Raw genomic sequence first — 17,325 nt, forward strand, 5'->3', positions numbered from 1 at the left:
TCAGCGCCGAATGGTCGCACCCGAGCGCCGCACCCGCGGCGACATCATCGCTGCGCTGGCCATCGTCGCCGTCATCGCGGTGGTGGCCGCAGCGATCTGGTGGACCAGCGACGCCCGGGCGACCATCAGCCGACCGGCCGCCGAGCCGTCCAAGAGCGTGCCGTCGGTGTCCGAGGTGCCGGCCACGCTGAGCCAGTTGTGGACCGCGGACAGCCCGGCCACCACGGTTCCGGTGGTGGCCAGCGGGACCGTGATCACCGGCGTCGGCGGCACCGTGGAAGGTCGCGAACCGGCCACCGGCGCCATGCGCTGGTCCTATGCCCGCGACCGGGAGCTGTGCGGCGTGAGCTGGGTGTACCACTACACCGTCGCGGTCTACCCGGATGGCCGCGGCTGCGGTCAGGTCAGCACCATCGACTCGTCGACCGGCAAACGCGGCCCGACCCGCAGCGGCGACGCCGACAACCCGATCGACCTGTCCTCCGACGGCGGAATCGTGCTGGCCGCCGGCAGCACCCGGCTGGAGACCTGGCGCTCGGACATGGTCCGGGTGATCGGCTACGGCGAGGTCGACGCGCGGGTCAAACCCAACCACACCGCGGTCGGCAAGGGCTGCATGCTGATGTCGGCGGCGGCCAGTTCGGCGGCGGTTTCGGTGTTCCAGGCCTGCCCGGGTGAACAGAACCTCCGGCTGACCCTGCTGCGGGCCGGCGACCAGGACGACGAACCGTTGCTGCGCGACGTCGGCGAGCTCGAAGTCGACGTGCGCTCCGAGGCCCGGGTGCTCGCCGTGGTGGACACCACCACCGCGGTGTACCTGCCCACCCCGACACCGCGGGTCGCGGTGTTCGACGACACCGGCACCGAGACCGCCAGCATCGAGTTGGCAGCGCCGGCGACCTCGACGCGGGTGCAGGGCACGGTGTCGCGCACCGGCGATGTGATCAGCTGGTGGACCGGCGACGCCGTGCTGGTGTTCGCGGCCGACGACCTGACGCACCGTTTCACCATCGCCTCGTCGGCCACGGTGCACCCGCTGGGGCCGGCCACCGAGATGGCCGATCGGCTGCTGGTCCCGGTCACCGGCGGGATGGGGGTGTTCAACGCCGGCACCGGGGCGGTCGAGCGGATGATCCCGGTCAAACGCGACGCGGTGAACCCGGTGGGCGCGCCGATCGTGCCGCACGCGGTCGGTCCCACCGTGGTGGAGCAGCGCGGATCCCAGATCTTCGCACTGGGTTGACGGGTCGGGCAGTCAGACCTCGGGGGTGAAGGTGGCCATCTTCTTGCCCTTGTTCCAGTGCTCGAGCAGTGCTGCCGCCAACTCCCGGTAGGCCACCGCGCCCTTGTTCTTGCGGCCGGCGATCACCGACGACCCGGACGCGCTGGCCTCGGCGAAGCGCACCGTGCGCGGGATCGGCGGTGCCAGCACCGGCAGGTCGTACCGGTCGACGACGTCGAACAGCACGTCACGGCTATGCGTGGTGCGCGAGTCGTAAAGCGTGGGGAGCGCGCCGAGCAGGTTCAGATCCGGGTTGGTGATCTGCTGGACGTCGGTGACGGTGCGCAGGAACTGCCCGACGCCGCGGTGCGCCAGGGTTTCGCACTGCAGCGGCACGATGACGTCGTTGGCGGCGGTCAGCCCGTTCAGCGTCAGCACCCCGAGCGACGGCGGGCAGTCGATGATCACGACGTCGAACGGGTCGTCACCTTCGGCCAGCTTGGCCAGCGCTCGCTTGAGCGCATATTCGCGGCCGGCGCGCATCAGCAGCATGGCCTCGGCGCCGGCCAGGTCGATGTTGGCCGGCAGCAGCGTCATGCCCTCGGTGGTGCGCACCAGCGCGGCATTGGGTTCGACGTCACCGAGCAACACCTCGTGCACGGAGACCGGCAGTTTGTCCGGATCGGTGCCCAGCGAGAAGGTCAAACAACCCTGCGGGTCGAGGTCGACCAGCAGTACCCGCTGACCCACTTCGGTCAAGGCCGCACCCAACGACGCCACCGTCGTGGTCTTGGCCACTCCACCTTTTTGGTTGGCTACCGCCAGCACGCGTGTCCGCACGCCCCCATACTGACATGAACTGCCGCTTTGCGTCCGGCCCGGTCACCAGCCGACTTGCCACTCCGGACTGGAACTGGGGCAGAATCACCCAGCGTGAGCAAACCCGAGCCCACCTTCGTGTTGCGCGGTCCGGCCGGCACGCTGGTGGCGCACGGGATCGAGCGGGGCTACCGCAAGATCTCCGACGCGCAGGCTGCGCTGCGATCGGGTGCGGCCCCAATCGTGGTGGGCGCTTTGCCGTTTGACATCGACGCCCCCGCCGCCCTGCAAGTGCCCAGCGATCTGCATCGGCTTGCTGATCTGCCGGACTGGCCGGTTGCTGCGCTGCCCGACGTGGGTGTCAGCGTGCCGAGCCCGGATCTGGCCACCCACCGCGAGCGGGTGCTGCGCGCGGTCGAGCGCCTGGCCGCCGACACCGGCCTGGAGAAGGTGGTGTTGGCCCGCGCGCTGGCCGTACAGAGCAGTGGCTGGGATGCGCGCACGGTGCTGCGCAGGCTGACCGACGTCGACCCGACCGCCTACGGCTATCTGGTGGACCTGTCCCCGGCCGGGCCGGAGCATGCCGGCACCGCGCTGATCGGCGCCAGCCCCGAGCTGCTGGTGGCCCGCTCGGGCAGCCAGGTCACCTGCCGGCCGTTCGCCGGCACCGCGCCGCGCTCCCCCGACCCGGAGACCGACCGCGCCACCGGGTCCGCGCTGCTGGCGTCGGCCAAGAACCAACACGAGCACCGGTTGGTGGTCGAAGCGATTCGCGATGCGCTGGCACCGCTGTGCAGCGAGGTGCAGGTGCCGGCCGAACCCGAGCTGCACCAGACCGATGCGCTGTGGCATCTGGGCACCCCCATCACCGGGATCTTGCGCGAAACATCAACCACTGCACTGGATCTCGCGCTGGCGCTGCATCCCACGCCTGCGGTCGGCGGGTCCCCCACCGGGCCGGCCTGCGCGTTGATCGAGCAGCTCGAGGGTGACCGCGGGTTCTATGCCGGCGCGGTCGGCTGGTGCGACGCGGCCGGCGACGGACTGTGGGTGGTGGCCATCCGCTGCGCGGTGCTCTCGGCGGACCGGCGGCACGCGCTGGCACACTCCGGCGGCGGGATCGTCGCCGAATCCGATCCCGACGACGAGGTCGCCGAGACCACCGCGAAGTTCCGCACCATCCTGACCGGTTTGGGGGTTGTGCCATGACCACACGTATTCGGCCCGCGCGGCCCGGCGACGAGCCCGCGATCGTCGAAATGATCTACCAGCTGGCCGAATTCGAGGATGCGGTCAGCGAATGCACGGTCACCACCGAGCAGCTGCACGAGGCGTTGTTCGGCGCCGCGCCGATTGCGCACGCGCATCTGGTCGAGGTGGACGGCGTTCCGGCGGCCACCGCGGTGTGGTTCGTCAACTTCTCGACCTGGGACGGGGTCGGCGGCATCCACTTGGAGGATCTGTTCGTCCGCCCGGCGTATCGGCGGCGCGGGTTGGCCCGGGCATTGTTGTCGACGTTGGCGGCCGAATGCGTGGCGCGCGGCTACACCCGGTTGCAGTGGGCGGTGTTGAACTGGAACGTCGACGCGATTGCGCTGTATGACGACGTGGGCGGCAAACCGCAGACCGAGTGGACCACGTATCGGGTGTCCGGCGCCGAACTGGCCGAATTGGCCGGTTAGTTCGGGTGGGACTCCTCCGCGCGTGGGTTCACTCCTCGCCGGCACGCTGCCAGACGGCACCGAGGTAGAACTCCCCAGCGCGCGGGTTCACTCCTCGCCGGCAGCCCAGCGCAGCGCCGGCGGGCTGAGCAACAACCCCAGCGTCACCAGCGCCACCAGTGCCACCGCACCGGCGTAGGTCGACTGCTCGCTGCGGATGTACCAGGCCACCCCGAGCAGCAGCAGGTTGGTCAGCACGCCGATGCCGCGGCCCCAGCGCCGGCCGGTGACCAACGCCCAACCGCCGGCCAGCACGGCCGCACCGATGATGGCGAACCAGGCCGCGGTGCCGTAGCTGAACCCGGACAGCAGTCCGCGTACCACGTCCTGGTTGGTGCCGAACAGTGCGTGCACGATGTAGACGGCCGCGACGAGCAGCGCCACCGCACCTTCGGCCAGCACCAGGAACCCGGCCCAACGCACCGGTTTGGGGGTCATGCGAGCTGGTCCGCCAGGTATTCGACGGCCATCCGGTAGCCGGCCGGGCCGGCCCCGGCGATCACCACCTCGGCCAGCGGTGAGATGTAGGAGTGTCGGCGGAAGTCCTCGCGGCGATGCACGTTGGACAGGTGCACCTCGACGACCGGCAACTCGACAGCCGCCAGCGCGTCGGCGATCGCGATCGAGGTGTGGGTGTAGGCAGCGGGGTTGATCACGATCCCGACGCAATCGGCCCGCGCCTCCTGGATGGCGTCGACCAGCGCACCCTCGTGGTTGCTCTGCACGGCCCGAACCTCGAACCCGCGCGCGGCCGCGATCTGCCGGACCTGCTCTTCGATCTGGGCGAGCGTGGTGGACCCGTAGATCTCGGGCTGGCGGGTCCCGAGCAGGTTCAGGTTGGGCCCGTTGACGAGGAGCAGTCGGCGTTCGGTCACGCTCGTACGGTACCGAGGCGGGGCTCCGGGTGGTACCAGCACGCCTGTTGACATCCTCGACGTGAGATCGCGTGCTGCCAGTGCACGTGCGGCTAGCTACACGTACATCTGGTGCACACAGTGTGCAACGAAGGTACAGAAACGGGCGCCTACACGTGCATCCGGTGCACACAGTGTGCAACGAAGGTACGCAAACGGGCACCTACACGTACATCCACTGCACGCAGTGTGCAACCAAGGCACGCCCGGTCGCCTACACGTACATCCACTGCACGCAGTGTGCAACGAAGGTACAGAAACGGGCAGCTAGACGTACATCTGGTGCACACAGTGTGCAACGAAGGTACGCAAACGGGCACCTACACGTACATCCACTGCACGCGGTGTGCAATCAGTGCACGCCGAGACCTGGTACTCCGCGGGCACGCCCACCGGTCGGTCCGGTCAGGCGCTGCGCAGGATCGCGATCTGCTCGTCGAAGAGCCGGTTCACTTCGGCGATGTCGGTGTCGGTGGGTTCGGATTCGTCGCGGTAACTCGCGGACACGCTGACGAACAGGCCGCGGAAGTAGCCCAGCCGCATCACCATGCGCCTCGCGCCGGTGCCGAAGTCGATGGTCCGGTGCACCAGGTAGGACCGCGGGTCGTCGGATGCGGACGGGCCGGCCAACACCTCCACTGTGTCGATGCCGGTGGAGAGGTCGGCGAAGTTCAGCTTGATCCGGCCGCAGGCACTCACCAGTTCGGGCAGATCCGGTTGCTCAAGAACCGTCCGCAGGCTGATTCGCAGGTTGCGCCCGGCGCGGTCCTTCTGGCCGATCCCGGCCACCTCGGCCGACGGCGGGTCGAACAGGTCCAGGCACTCCGAGGGCGCTGCCACCGTGTGGCCTGTCCTCGGCTCCACGGCTCCGACAGTGGGCCCGTCCACGGTGGCGCCATCAACCTCCGGGAGGGCCGAGGCCGGCACCAGCAGATCGGCCTGCAGTTCCGTGATCGACTCGGCTGCAGGCCGATTCGACAGAAATAGAACCAACACCACCGCGATGACCGCGAGCACCGCCAGCACGGCCGCGACCACCCAGGGCCACCGTTTGGCGCGACGGGGCGGCTGCACCGGACTGCCGGGCTCGCCCGGGCCCAGTAGCGGTCCGACCTGGGGTCCGGGATGCCACCAGGTGGGCGGACCGGGATCCGACCCGGGGTTTGGACCGAGATCGGACCCTGGGCTCGGGCCGGGATCGGACCCGGGGTTCGGACCGAGATCAGACCCGGGGTTCGGACCGAGATCAGACCCGGGGTTTGGACCGGGATCGGCCCCGGGGTTCGGGCCGAAGTACGGTCCGGGCGGCGGCGGTTGCACGGTCACACCTTTGCACAGCCGCGCAGCCGGGCTCCCCCGATCTGCGTCCGATCAGCCGGCCTTGATGTCAGACGGATGCACCGCGAGCGGTGTCACCTCGATGTCCATGTACTCGAACAGCGGCAGACCGGACAAGATCTGGTGCAGCTCGTCATGCGAGTCGACGTCGAAGATCGAATAGTTGGCGTATTCGCCGACGATCCGCCAGATCTGCGGCCACTTGCCGGCGCGCTGCAGCTCCTGCGAGTAGGCCTTCTCCCGCGCGACGATCTGGTCCCGCAGCTGCGGGTCGAGATCGCGCGGCAGATGCACGTCCATGCGCACGTGGTACAGCATCAGCGCACCTCCGGGTCCAGCACGAAGTCGTAGACGACGCGTTCACTGCCGTCGGCCTGCGGCTGCGGCTGCAGGATCAGCTCCGGCTTGACCGCGCCGGCGATGTCGTCGTCGTTGTGCGCATCGCCCGGGAAATACAGCTGCGCGGTGAGCAATTCGTGCCCGGGTGCAGACACCTTGACGTGCAGGTGGGCCGGGCGCCAGGCGTGCCAGCCCGCCGCGGCGATCAGCTTGCCGCAGGACCCGTCGGTCGGGATCATGTACGGCGCCGGCCGGATGGTGCGGATCTCGAATTCGCCGTCGTCGCCAGTGGAGAAGGTGCCGCGCAGATTCCACTCCGGCAGGCCCGGTGCGAACTGCGCGTAGAAGCCGTCGGCGTCGGCATGCCACAGCTCGACCTTGCCGGCCAGCGGGGTGCCGTCGGTGGAGCGGATGGTGCCCGACCAGAGCAGCGGGGTGCCGCATTCGCCGTCACGCATCGGCATCACACCCTTGGCACCGCGTTCGGGCGAATTGGGCACGTAGTACGGGCCCTCGATGGTGCCCTTGTTGCCGTGCCGGTGGTCGGTGGCCACCTCCTCGATCACGTGCTCCACCCAAACATCAAGGAACAGCGGCCATTCGCCGTCCTCCCCGACGCCGATCAGCCACGCCTTGAGCGCGTTGTACTCGTCATAGCTGACCCGGTGCTTGCGGATGGTGTCGTGCACCGCGGCGAGCACCTCCTTGGCCAGCAGGTCGACCCGCTCCTTGGGGGTGTCGGCCACCGCCGCGTAGGGTGACTTGTCGGCGTGGAAGCGGTCGGTGGCCGCGGCACCGGACTTGGCGGCGGTGGCCACCTCGACGCTGGGCTGATCCAGAATGGTCATGGGCTTCTCCTGAATTGGGTTGGGGCTGTTCATTTGTCAGAAGTCTCGGTCAGCGATCCGTGCGGTAGCGGGCCAGTTTGTCGGGGTCGACGTCGACACCCAGGCCGGGGCCGGTCGGCACGGTCAGCACGCCGTCGCGGATCCGCAGCGGCTCGGTCAGCAGGTCATCGGACATGTCCAGGAAGTTGGACAGCTCACCGGCCCGGCGGGCGGTCAGTGGATGCGCGGCACCGAACGCCACCGCGCATGCGGTGCCGAGCTGGCCGTCGATCTGGTTGCCCAGCAACACTTCTATGCCCAGGCCTTCGGCCAGGTGGTGCACCCGCTGCGATCCGGTGAACCCGGTGCGCGCGGTCTTGATCGAGATCGCGGTGGCCGCGCCGGCCAGCACCTCACGGGTGACGTCGGCCGGAGTCGGCACGGATTCGTCGGCAATGAACGGCACGTCGAGTTTCTCGACCAGCCAGCGCCGGCCCAGCACGTCGTCGGCCGGGCAGAGTTCCTCGGCGAACAGCAGATCCAGGTCGGCCATCTGCTTCATGGCTTGTAGCGATTCGCTGGCCGTCCAGCCGCGGTTGCCGTCGACGTAGAGTTCGATGGCGGCCCCGAAGCGCTCCCGCAGCGCGCGCACCACGGCAGTGTCCAACGCCACCGGGCGCCGGCCGACCTTGACCTTGAAGGTGTTGATGCCGTAGGTCTCCCGCATCTTCTCGGCCTCGGCGACCATCACCTCGGGCTCATCGAAGCCGAGCATGTGGCTGACCCGCATCCGGTCGGTGAATCCGCCCAACAGCTCACTGACCGGCAGTTCCAGGGTGTGCCCCAAGGCATCCCAGATCGCCATGTCGACGGCGGCTTTGGCGGTCGGGTTGCCCACGGTGCGGGCCATCCGGGCGTGCACCAGTTCGCGCTCGGTGAGCCGCAGACCGACGATCGCCGGGGCGAACAGGTCGTTGATCACCGCGACGATGCCGGCTTGGGTCTCGCCGTAGGTGAACGGCCTCGGCGGCGCCTCGGCCATCCCGATCACGCCGCCCTCGGTGTGCACCAGGACCAGTACGTGCTGGGCCACGTGCACCTCACCGGAGGCGAACTTCAATGGTTTGGTGTACGGGATGGCGAATGGGATCGCTTCTACCGCAATGATCTTCACAGTTGCTCCTCCCTCGCCGGCAGCGCCGCGTCGGCGGGTATCGAGTCCATCGCAAACAGTCCGGAGATGACGTCGACGACGGTGTCCACCAGTGGGTTGTCCACGTCGCGACGCCAGGCCAAGGCAAGTTCGATGCTGCCGCCGTCGACCAGATCGCGGAACAGCACGCCGTCGAGCGGCAGGGCTCGCACCGATTCGGGCACCGGCGCCACGCCCAACCCGGCGGCAACCAGCGCCAACAGCACCGCGGTGCCGGGCGCGGAATGTTCGCGATGCGGCACGAATCCGGCGGCCCGGCAGGCCCGCAGCACTGCGTCGTTGACCGCGGAATCCCGTGCGGCGTAACCGATGAACGACTCACTGCGCAGGTCGGCCAGCGACACCACCGGCTCGACGGCCAGCCGGTGGTCGACCGGGATGGCCAGCAGCAGCGACTCCACTTCCAGGGTGCGCAACTCGATATCGGTGCCGGTGGCCGGCGGTCGCAGCAGACCCAGGTCCAGGGCGCCGGAGCGCAGACCGTCGCATTGCGCCGGGGTCAGCTGGTCGGCCTGGATCTCGAGGGCCACACCGGGCAGTTCGCGTTTGACCACCCGGGCGATGCGCGGCAGGTGCGAGAAGGCCGCGGTCCCGGTCAGGCCGAGCCGGACCAGCCCGGTGCGCCCGGCCGCGATCCGGCGCACACCGCGTTCGGCGTCGTCGACGCCGGCCAGGATGCGGGTGGCCTCGGCGGCCAGGAATTCACCGGCCGCGGTCAGGGTGACCTGGCGGGTGGTCCGGTTGAACAGCGTCACGTCCAACTCGGCCTCGAGCTGCCGGATCGCATAGGACAGCGCCGGCTGCGCGATGTGCAGCCGCTCGGCGGCCTGGCCGAAATGGCAGGTCTCGGCCACGGCGGCGAAGTAGCGGAGGTGACGCAGTTCCATGGGGCGGGCGGTTCCTTCGGTCCAGCGCCCGACCGTGATGGGCGACACAGCTGACGGTAAACCGCCGATCAATAGAGAACAAGGACTTGTGTTGGATCTATTGATCGATTGTCTTTATCAATAGGTGTCGAGTCCAGGACTAGGTCTATGCCTAGTGTGACGATCAACACTCGCTGCCAGAGTCAAGGTACAGCCCACAGCGGACACCACTCATACCTGCCTGGGAGGCATTCCATGACCGCTTCCGTCACGCCGAACAACGCTTCGGCCGCTCCGACCACCCACCTTGCCGACGTGCTCTCCGACGCTGTTCAAGAGATCCCCGAGAAGGGGATTTATCGTGCGAATCGGCGGATCTTCACTGATGAGGAGATCTTCGAGTTGGAGATGAAGTACATCTTCGAAAACAATTGGGTGTATCTGGCCCATGAAACCCAGATCCCCAATCCGGGGGATTACTTCACCACCTACATCGGCCGCCAGCCGGTGGTGATCTCGCGGGACCGCAAAGGCCAGCTGCACTGCCTGATCAACGCCTGCTCACACCGCGGGGCGATGCTGTGCCGCCGCAAGACCGACAACCGGTCCACCTTCACCTGCCCGTTCCACGGCTGGACCTTCCGCAACGACGGCTCCCTGCTCAAGGTCAAAGACCCCGACGGCGCCGGCTACCCCGACCAGTTCAACACCGACGGCTCCCACGACCTGACCAAGGTCCGGATGGAAAACTACCGCGGCTTCTTGTTCGGCTCCATCAACGACGACGTCGTGCCGCTCGAAGAGCACCTCGCCGACTCCACCAAGGTCATCGACCTGCTCGTCGACCAATCCCCCGACGGCGTGGAAGTCGTGCCGGGTGCCTCCACCTACACCTATGACGCCAACTGGAAGGTGCAAGCCGAAAACGGCGCTGATGGCTACCACGTCTCGGCGGTGCACTGGAACTACGCAGCCACCACCAGCCGCCGCGGCACCGGCGAATCGGCCAACATCACCAAAACCCTCGATGCCGGCAGTTGGGGCAAGGCCGGCGGCGGCTACTGGTCCTTCCCCAACGGACACCTGTGCCTGTGGACCTATGCCGCCAACCCGCAAGACCGCCCGCTGTGGGATTCCCTCGATGAGCTCAAGGCTCAATACGGTGAGGCCAAGGGCGACTTCATGGTCAAGGGCTCGCGCAACCTGTGCCTGTACCCCAACGTCTACCTGATGGACCAGTTCTCCACCCAGATCCGGCACTTCCGTCCGATCGCCCCGGACAAGACTGAAGTCACCATCTACTGCATCGCCCCCAAGGGTGAAAGCCCCGAGGCCCGGGCCAACCGGATCCGCCAATACGAGGACTTCTTCAACGCCTCGGGCATGGCCACCCCTGATGACCTCGAAGAGTTCCGCTCCACCCAGCTGACCTTCCGGGCCACCAAAGCACCCTGGAACGACATGAGCCGCGGCGCCAAACACTGGCTCAACGGCCCCAACGACCTGGCCAAAGAACTCGGCATGAACAACGTCATCTCCTCCGGCATCAAAAACGAAGACGAAGGCCTCTACCCCGTCCAACACGGCTACTGGCTGGAGACCATGCAGAAAGGTTTGGCCAGCGAGCAGGAGGCGGTGCAGAAATGACCACGCTGGAACAGACTGGCAGCAAGTTGATCACGCAGAACGCCATCGAGCAGTTCCTCTACCGTGAGGCGCGTTATCTCGATGACCGCGAATTCGAGAAATGGCTGGACTGCTACGCCGACGACGTCGAATTCTGGATGCCGTCCTGGCGCGACGACGAGAAACTCTCCGAGGACCCCAACACCCAGGTCTCGCTGATGTACTACCCCAACAAGGGCGGCCTGACCGACCGGGTGTTCCGGATCCGCACCGAACGCTCCAGTGCCACCTCACTTCCCGAGGCCCGCACCAGCCACAACATCAGCAACGTCGAGGTCATCGAACGCCGCGGCGACCTGGTCGACGTCCGCTTCAACTGGCACACCATGTACTACCGCTACAACACCGTCGACCCGTACTACGGAACCTCGTTCTACACCATCGACTTCTCCGGCGAAGCACCCCTGATCCGCCGCAAAACCGTCGTACTCAAGAACGACTACATCCACCACGTCATCGACATCTACCACATCTAGGCAGGGCTGCACCGATGACCGCTATCTCCGAACCCGAAGTCCATTCGATCGCATTGTCTTTCGAGGACGGGGTGACCAAGTTCATCACGTGCCGGGAAGACCAGACCGTTGCCGATGCGTCGTATCGGCAACGGATCAACATCCCGCTGGATTGCCGCGACGGCGCGTGCGGCACCTGCAAGGCGCTGTGCGAGTCCGGCAGCTATGACCGCGGCACCTACATCGAGGACGCGTTGTCCGACGACGAGGCCGCGGACGGCTACGTGCTGCCGTGCGCGATGAAGCCGAGTTCGGATCTGGTGCTGCAGATCGCCAGCACCTCCGAGGTGGCCAAGACCACCGCCGCCACCTTCACCGGAACCATGGTGGAGTTGACCCGGCTCTCGGATACCACAGTGCGGTTCGCGGTGCAGATCCCGAATCGTTCCGAACTCGCCTTCCTGCCAGGGCAATACGTGAACATCGCGGTCTCCGGAACCGAGCTGACCCGGTCGTATTCGTTCGCCAACGATCCGGACGAGGAGCTGCTGAGCTTCTTGGTCAGGCTCACCCCGGGTGGCGCGATGTCGACCTATCTCGACGAGCGCGCCCAGGTCGGCGACACGGTCACGTTCACCGGCCCCAACGGCAGCTTCTTCCTGCGCGAAGCCGACCGTCCGGTGTTGATGCTGGCCGGCGGCACCGGGCTGGCCCCGGTGTTGGCGATGCTGCGCAAGCTGGCCGCCGACGCCAGTGCCCGCACCGTGCACCTGATCTACGGCGTCAACACCGACGACGACGTCGTCGAACTCGACGTGCTCGACGATCTCGCCTCCCGGCTGCCCGGGTTCAGCTGGGACTACTGCGTGGCCGACCCGAACAGCACCGCGGCCAACAAGGGACCGGAAAAGGCTTACGTGACAAGCCTGATCGAGTCGACGCATTTGGCCGGCGGCGACGCCGCGATCTACCTGTGCGGCCCGCCGCCGATGGTCGAGGCGGTGCGCAAGCACGTCGCTGACACCGGGGTGACCCCCAGCGGCTTCTTCTACGAGAAGTTCGCCCTGGCCCACACTCCGGCCACCGAAGACGCCCAGCGCGAAACCGCCTCGGCGCCAACCGCATCGGCCACCGCTGCGCAGGCCGTCGAGGAGCTGCTGTGCAGCGCCGACGGCGACACCGCGCGCGCCATCATCGGCCAGCCGGTGCTGCCGGCCGCCACCTTGGCCCCGCACCCGTCGACGTCGGTTCCCGCTGGCGGTGATGTGGCGCGCCGGGTGATCGGACAGTTGATCGCCCCCGGCGGTGACGGTCCGGGCGCTGGGCTCGACCCGGATCCTGGTGCGCTGCTGCCCAGCGGTGCGCGCTCGCTACTCGGCCAGACCATGTTCGACGCACCCGCGACCGAGCCGACCGAGCCGACCGAGCCGGCCGCGCCGGCCCCGGCGGTCCGGCCCGAGGCCGAAACCACCGGTGCCCCAAAGTTGCCCACTCCGATGGTCGCCGACGACGGTTACCAGATCGGCGAGGAACATCCCGGGGTGCACGCCTCCGACGCACTGTTCGAAGCGCGGCGGGCACTCGAACTCGGGGCCGCCGAGTTGATGTTGGGCCGGCTGACCGATCAGCAACTGACCGGGTATCGGCTGCTGGCCGAGGCCACCCTGCCCTACGTCGAGGGTGACCGGTTCGTCGACGCCGCGCAGTACACCGAGACCAACGCCGCGTTCCACGACTACCTGTTCAGCCTGACCGGCAACTCGCATCTGCTGCAGGCCTACCAGGCGCTGGACGTCAAGGGCCAGATGAGCGAGGTGCTGCGCAATGCCACCTGGTGTCATCCACAGTGCGCGCAAGACCATGTCCGCATCGTAGAGGCGTTCGAGGCCGGTGACCGCACCGCGGCCCGCACCTTGATCATGGAGCACGCCGAAGGCTCCAAGCAGACCATGCGGCGCGCCATGCAAGACAGTGAGCGGGCCCGCGAAGCGCGTCGGCCCAAGTTCATCACCCCGGGCCGGTTCTCCGGCAAGGTCGTGCTGGTCACCGGTGCCGCACAGGGCATCGGTGAGCAGACCGCACGGCGAATCGCCGCCGAAGGCGGCACGCTGGTGCTGGCCGATCGTAGTGAACTGGTCAAGGAGTTGGCCGACGAGCTGGCCGCCGAGGGGTCGGCCGTGCTCGCCGTCACCACCGACCTGGAGCACTACGAAGGCGCGACCAGCCTTGCCCAACAGGCGATTTCGGAGTTCGGTCGGATCGATGTGCTGATCAACAACGTGGGCGGGGCGATCAACTTCAAACCGTTCACCGAGTTCACCGAGGCCGAGATCCGCGCCGAGCTGGACCGCTCACTGCTCACCACGCTGTTCACCTGCCGCGCGGCATTGCCGAGCATGGTGGCAGCCGGCCACGGCGTGATCGTCAACGTCTCCTCGGCGGCCACCCGGGGTGTGCACCGGATCCCGTATTCGGCGGCCAAGGGCGGCGTGAACGCGATCACCGCGTCGCTGGCCCTGGAGTACGCCGACGACGGCGTCCGGGTGGTGGCCACCGCCCCCGGCGGCACCGAGGCCCCGGCGCGGCGCATCTCGCGCGGTACCCCGGAGGCCAGCAGCGACATCGAACGCGACTGGTTCCAGGCGCACATCGACCAGACGCTGGATTCGTCGCTGCTCAAGCGGTACGGCACGCTCGACGAGCAGGCCGCGGCGATCTGCTTTTTGGCCTCCGACGAAGCCAGCTACATCACCGGATCGGTGTTGCCGGTGGCCGGCGGGGACCTGGGCTGACAGAATCGGCGACCGTGGAGTCGCGATGTCCGTGCGGAACTGGTGCTGACCACCGCGACTGCTGCGGTCCGCTGCATGCCGGCGCCGCCGCGCCGACGGCCTTGGCGCTGATGCGGTCCCGCTTCAGCGCCTTCGCCGTGCGGGACGCCGACTATCTGCTCAGCAGTTGGCATCACAGCACCCGGCCGCACCGGGTCGAACTCGACGACGAGATCATCTGGCGCCGACTGCAGATCGTCGACACCGTCGCCGGCGGCCCCGACGACGACACCGGTGTGGTCGAGTTCCGCGCGCAGTACCAACGCGACGGCCGGCGCCACATCCTGCACGAACGCAGCCGGTTCGTCCGGGTCGACGGGCGCTGGACCTACCTCGACGGCGACATCGCAGACTGACCCGAACCCGCCGAAGCGGCCCCGGGCTCGGTGCCGCTCCGTAGCATGGGGGCGTGCTCGACCAGAACCGCTGTGTCGGGCGTGATCGCGAAATCGCCGAGATCGCCGACCTGCGCACCGCCGCGGATCAGGGTGGGCAGATTCTGATCCTGACCGGGCCCACCGGCGTCGGCAAGACCACCCTGCTGCGCCGGTTGGCCGCCGAGTGGCCGAACACCCGGTGGGCGCAGGGCGCGCCCTGGGAGACCGATCTGCCCGGCGGGGTGCTATCCCAACTGCTGCAGGAGGATCCACCCGAGGAGCCGGTGGCGGCGGCCGCGTTCATGGTGGACCGGCTGGTCGGGCTCGGGCCCACCGTATTGCTGATTGACGACGCCGAACATGCCGATCCGACTTCCCTGCAGGCGATCTCGACGCTGCTGCGCTATCAGCGCGAACTGCCGGTGCTGGTGCTGGCCGCGGCGGCCACCGAGGTGCCGGTGCTCGGGGAGTTGGCGGACGCGCGCGCGTTGACCGGTCTGGACGCCGGCGCGGTCGCCGAACTGGCCCGCCGGCACGGGATCAGCCTGCATCCGGCGCTGGCCGCGGCGCTCACCCGGCACACCGGCGGCAACCCGCGCGACGTGCTGGCGCTGCTGACCGAGGCCCCGGCGGCCACCTGGTCGCGGCCGGAGTCCGCGTTGCCGGCCCCGGCCTACCGTACCGAACTGGTGGCCGGCCAGCTGGCCGGCTGCGGACCGCAGGCCCGCGCTCTGGTCGAGGCGCTGGCGGTGCTGGGCGACGACGCCACGCTGGCCGAGGTGGCCGCGCAGGCCGACTTGGACGACCCGGTGCCGGCCATCGACGCTGCGGCCGCGGCCGGATTATTGGCGCCGCAACCACATTTCGAGCCCCGGCTGGCCGACGGGTTGACCCGCGCCGCGGTGCTCGAGGTGATGGGAGTGACCAAGGTGCGTGACGCGCATCAGCGCGCGGCGGGCCTGATCACCGATCCGGCCCGCCAGATTGGGCACCGGGTGGCGGCCACCCCGACCCCGGATCCCGGGCTGGCCGACGAAGTGGATGCCCTGGCCCGGCGCTGCGGCGCCGACGGCGCGTGGGCGCAGGCCGCCCGGTTGTTCCGCGACGCCAGCCGGCTCACCCCGGATCCGCTGCTGCGCGACCAACGGCTGACCTTGGCGGTGGACGCCCTGATAGCCGACGGGGACTGTGGTGCGGCCGCGGTCATGGTGCCGGCGGTGGAGAGCCTGCGGGAAACCCCGCTGCGCAACGCGGTCTTGGCGTACTTGGCCATCCTGCGCGGCCGCGGCACCGAGGCCGAGGTGCGGCTGCAGCGGGCCGGCGACATCGTCAACGCCGACCGCGACCCGCAGATCGCGGCGCTGATCGCGCAGCGCTGGGTGCTGCATTCGTTGATCCGTTGTCGCGGTGCGGAATTGGTGCACTGGGCGGATCGGGCACTGGCGTTGGCCGACCCGGACTCCCCGGCCGGCATCGAATCCGCGGCTATCCGGGGCCTGGGCCAGCTGGCTGCCGGGCACCCGCACAGTGCGGTACGCGCGTATGACGAACTGGCCCAACGGGTTCGGCACGGCGCCCAGGCGCAACGGATCACGATGGGCCGCGGCTGGGTCCGGCTGATCACCGACGACGTCGACGGGGCGCGCAGCGATCTGGAGAGCGCGGTGGCCACCGCGAATCTGGGCGGCTCCCGGCGGATCACGCTGTGGGCACTCGGGTGGCTGGCCCGGGTGCATTTCGTGGCCGGAGACTGGGACGACGCCTTGGCCACCGTGGTCCGGGGCCGAGAGTTGGTGCGTGCCACCGGGATCGAGGTGGTCACCCCGCTGCTGGAGTGGACCGCCGCCCAGGTGCACGCGCTGCGCGGGGACAGCGCGGCCGCCGAAGCCGCAGTGCGGGCCGCCGACGCGAGCACCACCGACTACGAGATGATGCGCATCCCGGTGATGTTGGCCCGCGCCCAGATTGCCGAGGCCGAAGCCGACTACCCCCGGGTGCGCCGCGAGCTGACCCCGCTGATCCGGATGGCGCCGGGCACTTCGCTGGCTGAACCCGGCTACTGGCACTGGCCGGACGTGTTGGCCAACGCGCTGGCCTTGGACGGTCAACCCGAGGACGTCGACGTCTTCCTGCGGCCCCACGAGGAGCGGGCCAAAGCCCGCAAGCACCGCTCGGCGCAGGCCCGGCTGGGCTGCGCCCGCGGTCGGGTGCTGGGCGCGCAGGGCGATCTGCCGGCGGCGCGAGCCAAGTTCGAGGAGGCGTTGCAGCTGCTCGACGGCCTGCCGCTGCGCTATGACGCCGCGCGGGTCAACTTCGCCTACGGGCAGACGCTGCGCCGCGCCGGGAAGCGCCGGGAGGCCGATGCGGTGATCGGCACGGCCCGCGAGCTGTACCTGTCGCTGGGTGCGCAGGCCTACGTCGTGCGGTGTGACCGTGAACTCAAGGCCGGCGGCCTCAATCAGGAGCGCGGTTCCCGCGACAGTGTGGAGTTGACCGCGCAGGAGGAGGCGGTCAGCGCGCTGGTGGCCCAGGGGCTGTCCAACCGCGAGGTGGCCGCTGAGCTGTATGTTTCGACCAAGACCGTGCAGTACCACCTGACCCGGATCTACGCCAAGCTGGGCATCCGCTCACGCGCCGAACTGGCCGCACTGCGCCGCTGAACCGGCACTGAACCGGCCCGCGCGGGACCGGCAGCCCCGTCCCCGGCCAGCGGAATC

At 68.7% G+C, this 17,325-nt stretch carries 16 protein-coding genes; 8 read left to right on the plus strand and 8 right to left on the minus strand.

The window, feature by feature from the left end; translation table 11 throughout:
• The first annotated feature begins 10 nt into the window (after positions 1 to 10).
• On the plus strand, positions 11 to 1,243 hold the full coding sequence (locus AC5Y3P_RS08310) for an Rv3212 family protein (protein ID WP_500045426.1): 1,233 nt from the start codon (positions 11 to 13) through the stop codon (positions 1,241 to 1,243).
• A gap of 12 nt (positions 1,244 to 1,255) precedes the next feature.
• Here the strand turns inward: AC5Y3P_RS08310 and AC5Y3P_RS08315 are convergent, their stop codons facing one another.
• Positions 1,256 to 2,062, minus strand: a complete 807-nt coding sequence (locus AC5Y3P_RS08315; protein WP_500045427.1) for a ParA family protein — start codon at positions 2,060 to 2,062, stop codon at positions 1,256 to 1,258.
• 93 nt (positions 2,063 to 2,155) lie between these two features.
• On the opposite strand from AC5Y3P_RS08315, the gene AC5Y3P_RS08320 reads away from it, so the two are divergent.
• Positions 2,156 to 3,250, plus strand: a complete 1,095-nt coding sequence (locus AC5Y3P_RS08320) for an isochorismate synthase (protein WP_500045428.1) — start codon at positions 2,156 to 2,158, stop codon at positions 3,248 to 3,250.
• Entirely contained in the window at positions 3,247 to 3,723 is a 477-nt protein-coding gene (locus AC5Y3P_RS08325; RefSeq protein WP_500045429.1) for a GNAT family N-acetyltransferase, read from the plus strand. Before AC5Y3P_RS08320 ends, AC5Y3P_RS08325 begins: the two co-directional genes overlap by 4 nt.
• Positions 3,724 to 3,810: 87 nt before the next feature.
• Here the strand turns inward: AC5Y3P_RS08325 and AC5Y3P_RS08330 are convergent, their stop codons facing one another.
• From AC5Y3P_RS08330 to AC5Y3P_RS08360, 7 genes are all read right to left on the minus strand, one after another.
• Complete coding sequence (locus AC5Y3P_RS08330) at positions 3,811 to 4,200, minus strand: hypothetical protein (protein ID WP_500045430.1); 390 nt, start codon at positions 4,198 to 4,200, stop codon at positions 3,811 to 3,813.
• Complete coding sequence (gene aroQ / locus AC5Y3P_RS08335; protein ID WP_500045431.1) at positions 4,197 to 4,637, minus strand: type II 3-dehydroquinate dehydratase; 441 nt, start codon at positions 4,635 to 4,637, stop codon at positions 4,197 to 4,199. The genes AC5Y3P_RS08330 and aroQ overlap by 4 nt, the downstream gene beginning before the upstream one ends.
• Before the next feature lie 444 nt (positions 4,638 to 5,081).
• Positions 5,082 to 5,714, minus strand: a complete 633-nt coding sequence (locus tag AC5Y3P_RS08340) for a hypothetical protein (protein WP_500045432.1) — start codon at positions 5,712 to 5,714, stop codon at positions 5,082 to 5,084.
• 333 nt (positions 5,715 to 6,047) lie between these two features.
• On the minus strand, positions 6,048 to 6,332 hold the full coding sequence (catC, locus tag AC5Y3P_RS08345; protein ID WP_500045433.1) for a muconolactone Delta-isomerase: 285 nt from the start codon (positions 6,330 to 6,332) through the stop codon (positions 6,048 to 6,050).
• A complete protein-coding gene (gene catA, locus AC5Y3P_RS08350) occupies positions 6,332 to 7,201 on the minus strand; it encodes a catechol 1,2-dioxygenase (RefSeq protein WP_500045434.1) in 870 nt (289 codons plus the stop codon). Before catA ends, catC begins: the two co-directional genes overlap by 1 nt.
• A 49-nt stretch (positions 7,202 to 7,250) precedes the next feature.
• Positions 7,251 to 8,354, minus strand: coding sequence for a mandelate racemase/muconate lactonizing enzyme family protein (locus AC5Y3P_RS08355; protein ID WP_500045435.1), 1,104 nt, complete (start codon positions 8,352 to 8,354; stop codon positions 7,251 to 7,253).
• Positions 8,351 to 9,280 (minus strand): LysR substrate-binding domain-containing protein, encoded by a 930-nt coding sequence (locus AC5Y3P_RS08360; RefSeq protein ID WP_500045436.1) that lies wholly within the window; start codon positions 9,278 to 9,280, stop codon positions 8,351 to 8,353. The genes AC5Y3P_RS08355 and AC5Y3P_RS08360 overlap by 4 nt, the downstream gene beginning before the upstream one ends.
• 234 nt (positions 9,281 to 9,514) lie before the next feature.
• Between AC5Y3P_RS08360 and benA the strand changes: the two genes are divergently transcribed.
• The 5 genes from benA to AC5Y3P_RS08385 are packed head-to-tail and all read left to right on the plus strand — an operon-like array spanning position 9,515 to position 17,268.
• Positions 9,515 to 10,906 (plus strand): benzoate 1,2-dioxygenase large subunit, encoded by a 1,392-nt coding sequence (benA, locus tag AC5Y3P_RS08365; protein ID WP_500045437.1) that lies wholly within the window; start codon positions 9,515 to 9,517, stop codon positions 10,904 to 10,906.
• Positions 10,903 to 11,421 carry a benzoate 1,2-dioxygenase small subunit gene (benB, locus tag AC5Y3P_RS08370; RefSeq protein WP_500045438.1) on the plus strand — a complete coding sequence of 173 codons (519 nt, stop codon included), beginning with the start codon at positions 10,903 to 10,905 and terminating at the stop codon, positions 11,419 to 11,421. The genes benA and benB overlap by 4 nt, the downstream gene beginning before the upstream one ends.
• Before the next feature lie 14 nt (positions 11,422 to 11,435).
• Positions 11,436 to 14,192, plus strand: a complete 2,757-nt coding sequence (gene benC, locus AC5Y3P_RS08375; protein ID WP_500045439.1) for a benzoate 1,2-dioxygenase electron transfer component BenC — start codon at positions 11,436 to 11,438, stop codon at positions 14,190 to 14,192.
• Positions 14,193 to 14,206: 14 nt separating this feature from the next.
• The gene (locus AC5Y3P_RS08380) at positions 14,207 to 14,587 is read left to right on the plus strand and encodes a YchJ family protein (RefSeq protein WP_500045440.1); all 381 of its coding nucleotides are present in this window, start codon (positions 14,207 to 14,209) and stop codon (positions 14,585 to 14,587) included.
• A gap of 53 nt (positions 14,588 to 14,640) precedes the next feature.
• On the plus strand, positions 14,641 to 17,268 hold the full coding sequence (locus tag AC5Y3P_RS08385; protein ID WP_500045441.1) for an AAA family ATPase: 2,628 nt from the start codon (positions 14,641 to 14,643) through the stop codon (positions 17,266 to 17,268).
• Positions 17,269 to 17,325: the final 57 nt, after the last annotated feature.

Source organism: Mycobacterium sp. NGS45 (assembly GCF_059812645.1).

Bases quoted from the DNA above. Each gene is read 5' to 3' on its own strand.
- AC5Y3P_RS08310 (WP_500045426.1), top strand. From the start codon at position 11: ATGGTCGCACCCGAGCGCCGCACCCGCGGCGACATCATCGCTGCGCTG.
- AC5Y3P_RS08325 (WP_500045429.1), top strand. From the start codon at position 3,247: ATGACCACACGTATTCGGCCCGCGCGGCCCGGCGACGAGCCCGCGATC.
- AC5Y3P_RS08330 (WP_500045430.1), bottom strand. From the start codon at position 4,200: ATGACCCCCAAACCGGTGCGTTGGGCCGGGTTCCTGGTGCTGGCCGAA.
- catC (WP_500045433.1), bottom strand. From the start codon at position 6,332: ATGCTGTACCACGTGCGCATGGACGTGCATCTGCCGCGCGATCTCGAC.
- catA (WP_500045434.1), bottom strand. From the start codon at position 7,201: ATGACCATTCTGGATCAGCCCAGCGTCGAGGTGGCCACCGCCGCCAAG.
- AC5Y3P_RS08360 (WP_500045436.1), bottom strand. From the start codon at position 9,280: ATGGAACTGCGTCACCTCCGCTACTTCGCCGCCGTGGCCGAGACCTGC.
- benA (WP_500045437.1), top strand. From the start codon at position 9,515: ATGACCGCTTCCGTCACGCCGAACAACGCTTCGGCCGCTCCGACCACC.
- benB (WP_500045438.1), top strand. From the start codon at position 10,903: ATGACCACGCTGGAACAGACTGGCAGCAAGTTGATCACGCAGAACGCC.
- benC (WP_500045439.1), top strand. From the start codon at position 11,436: ATGACCGCTATCTCCGAACCCGAAGTCCATTCGATCGCATTGTCTTTC.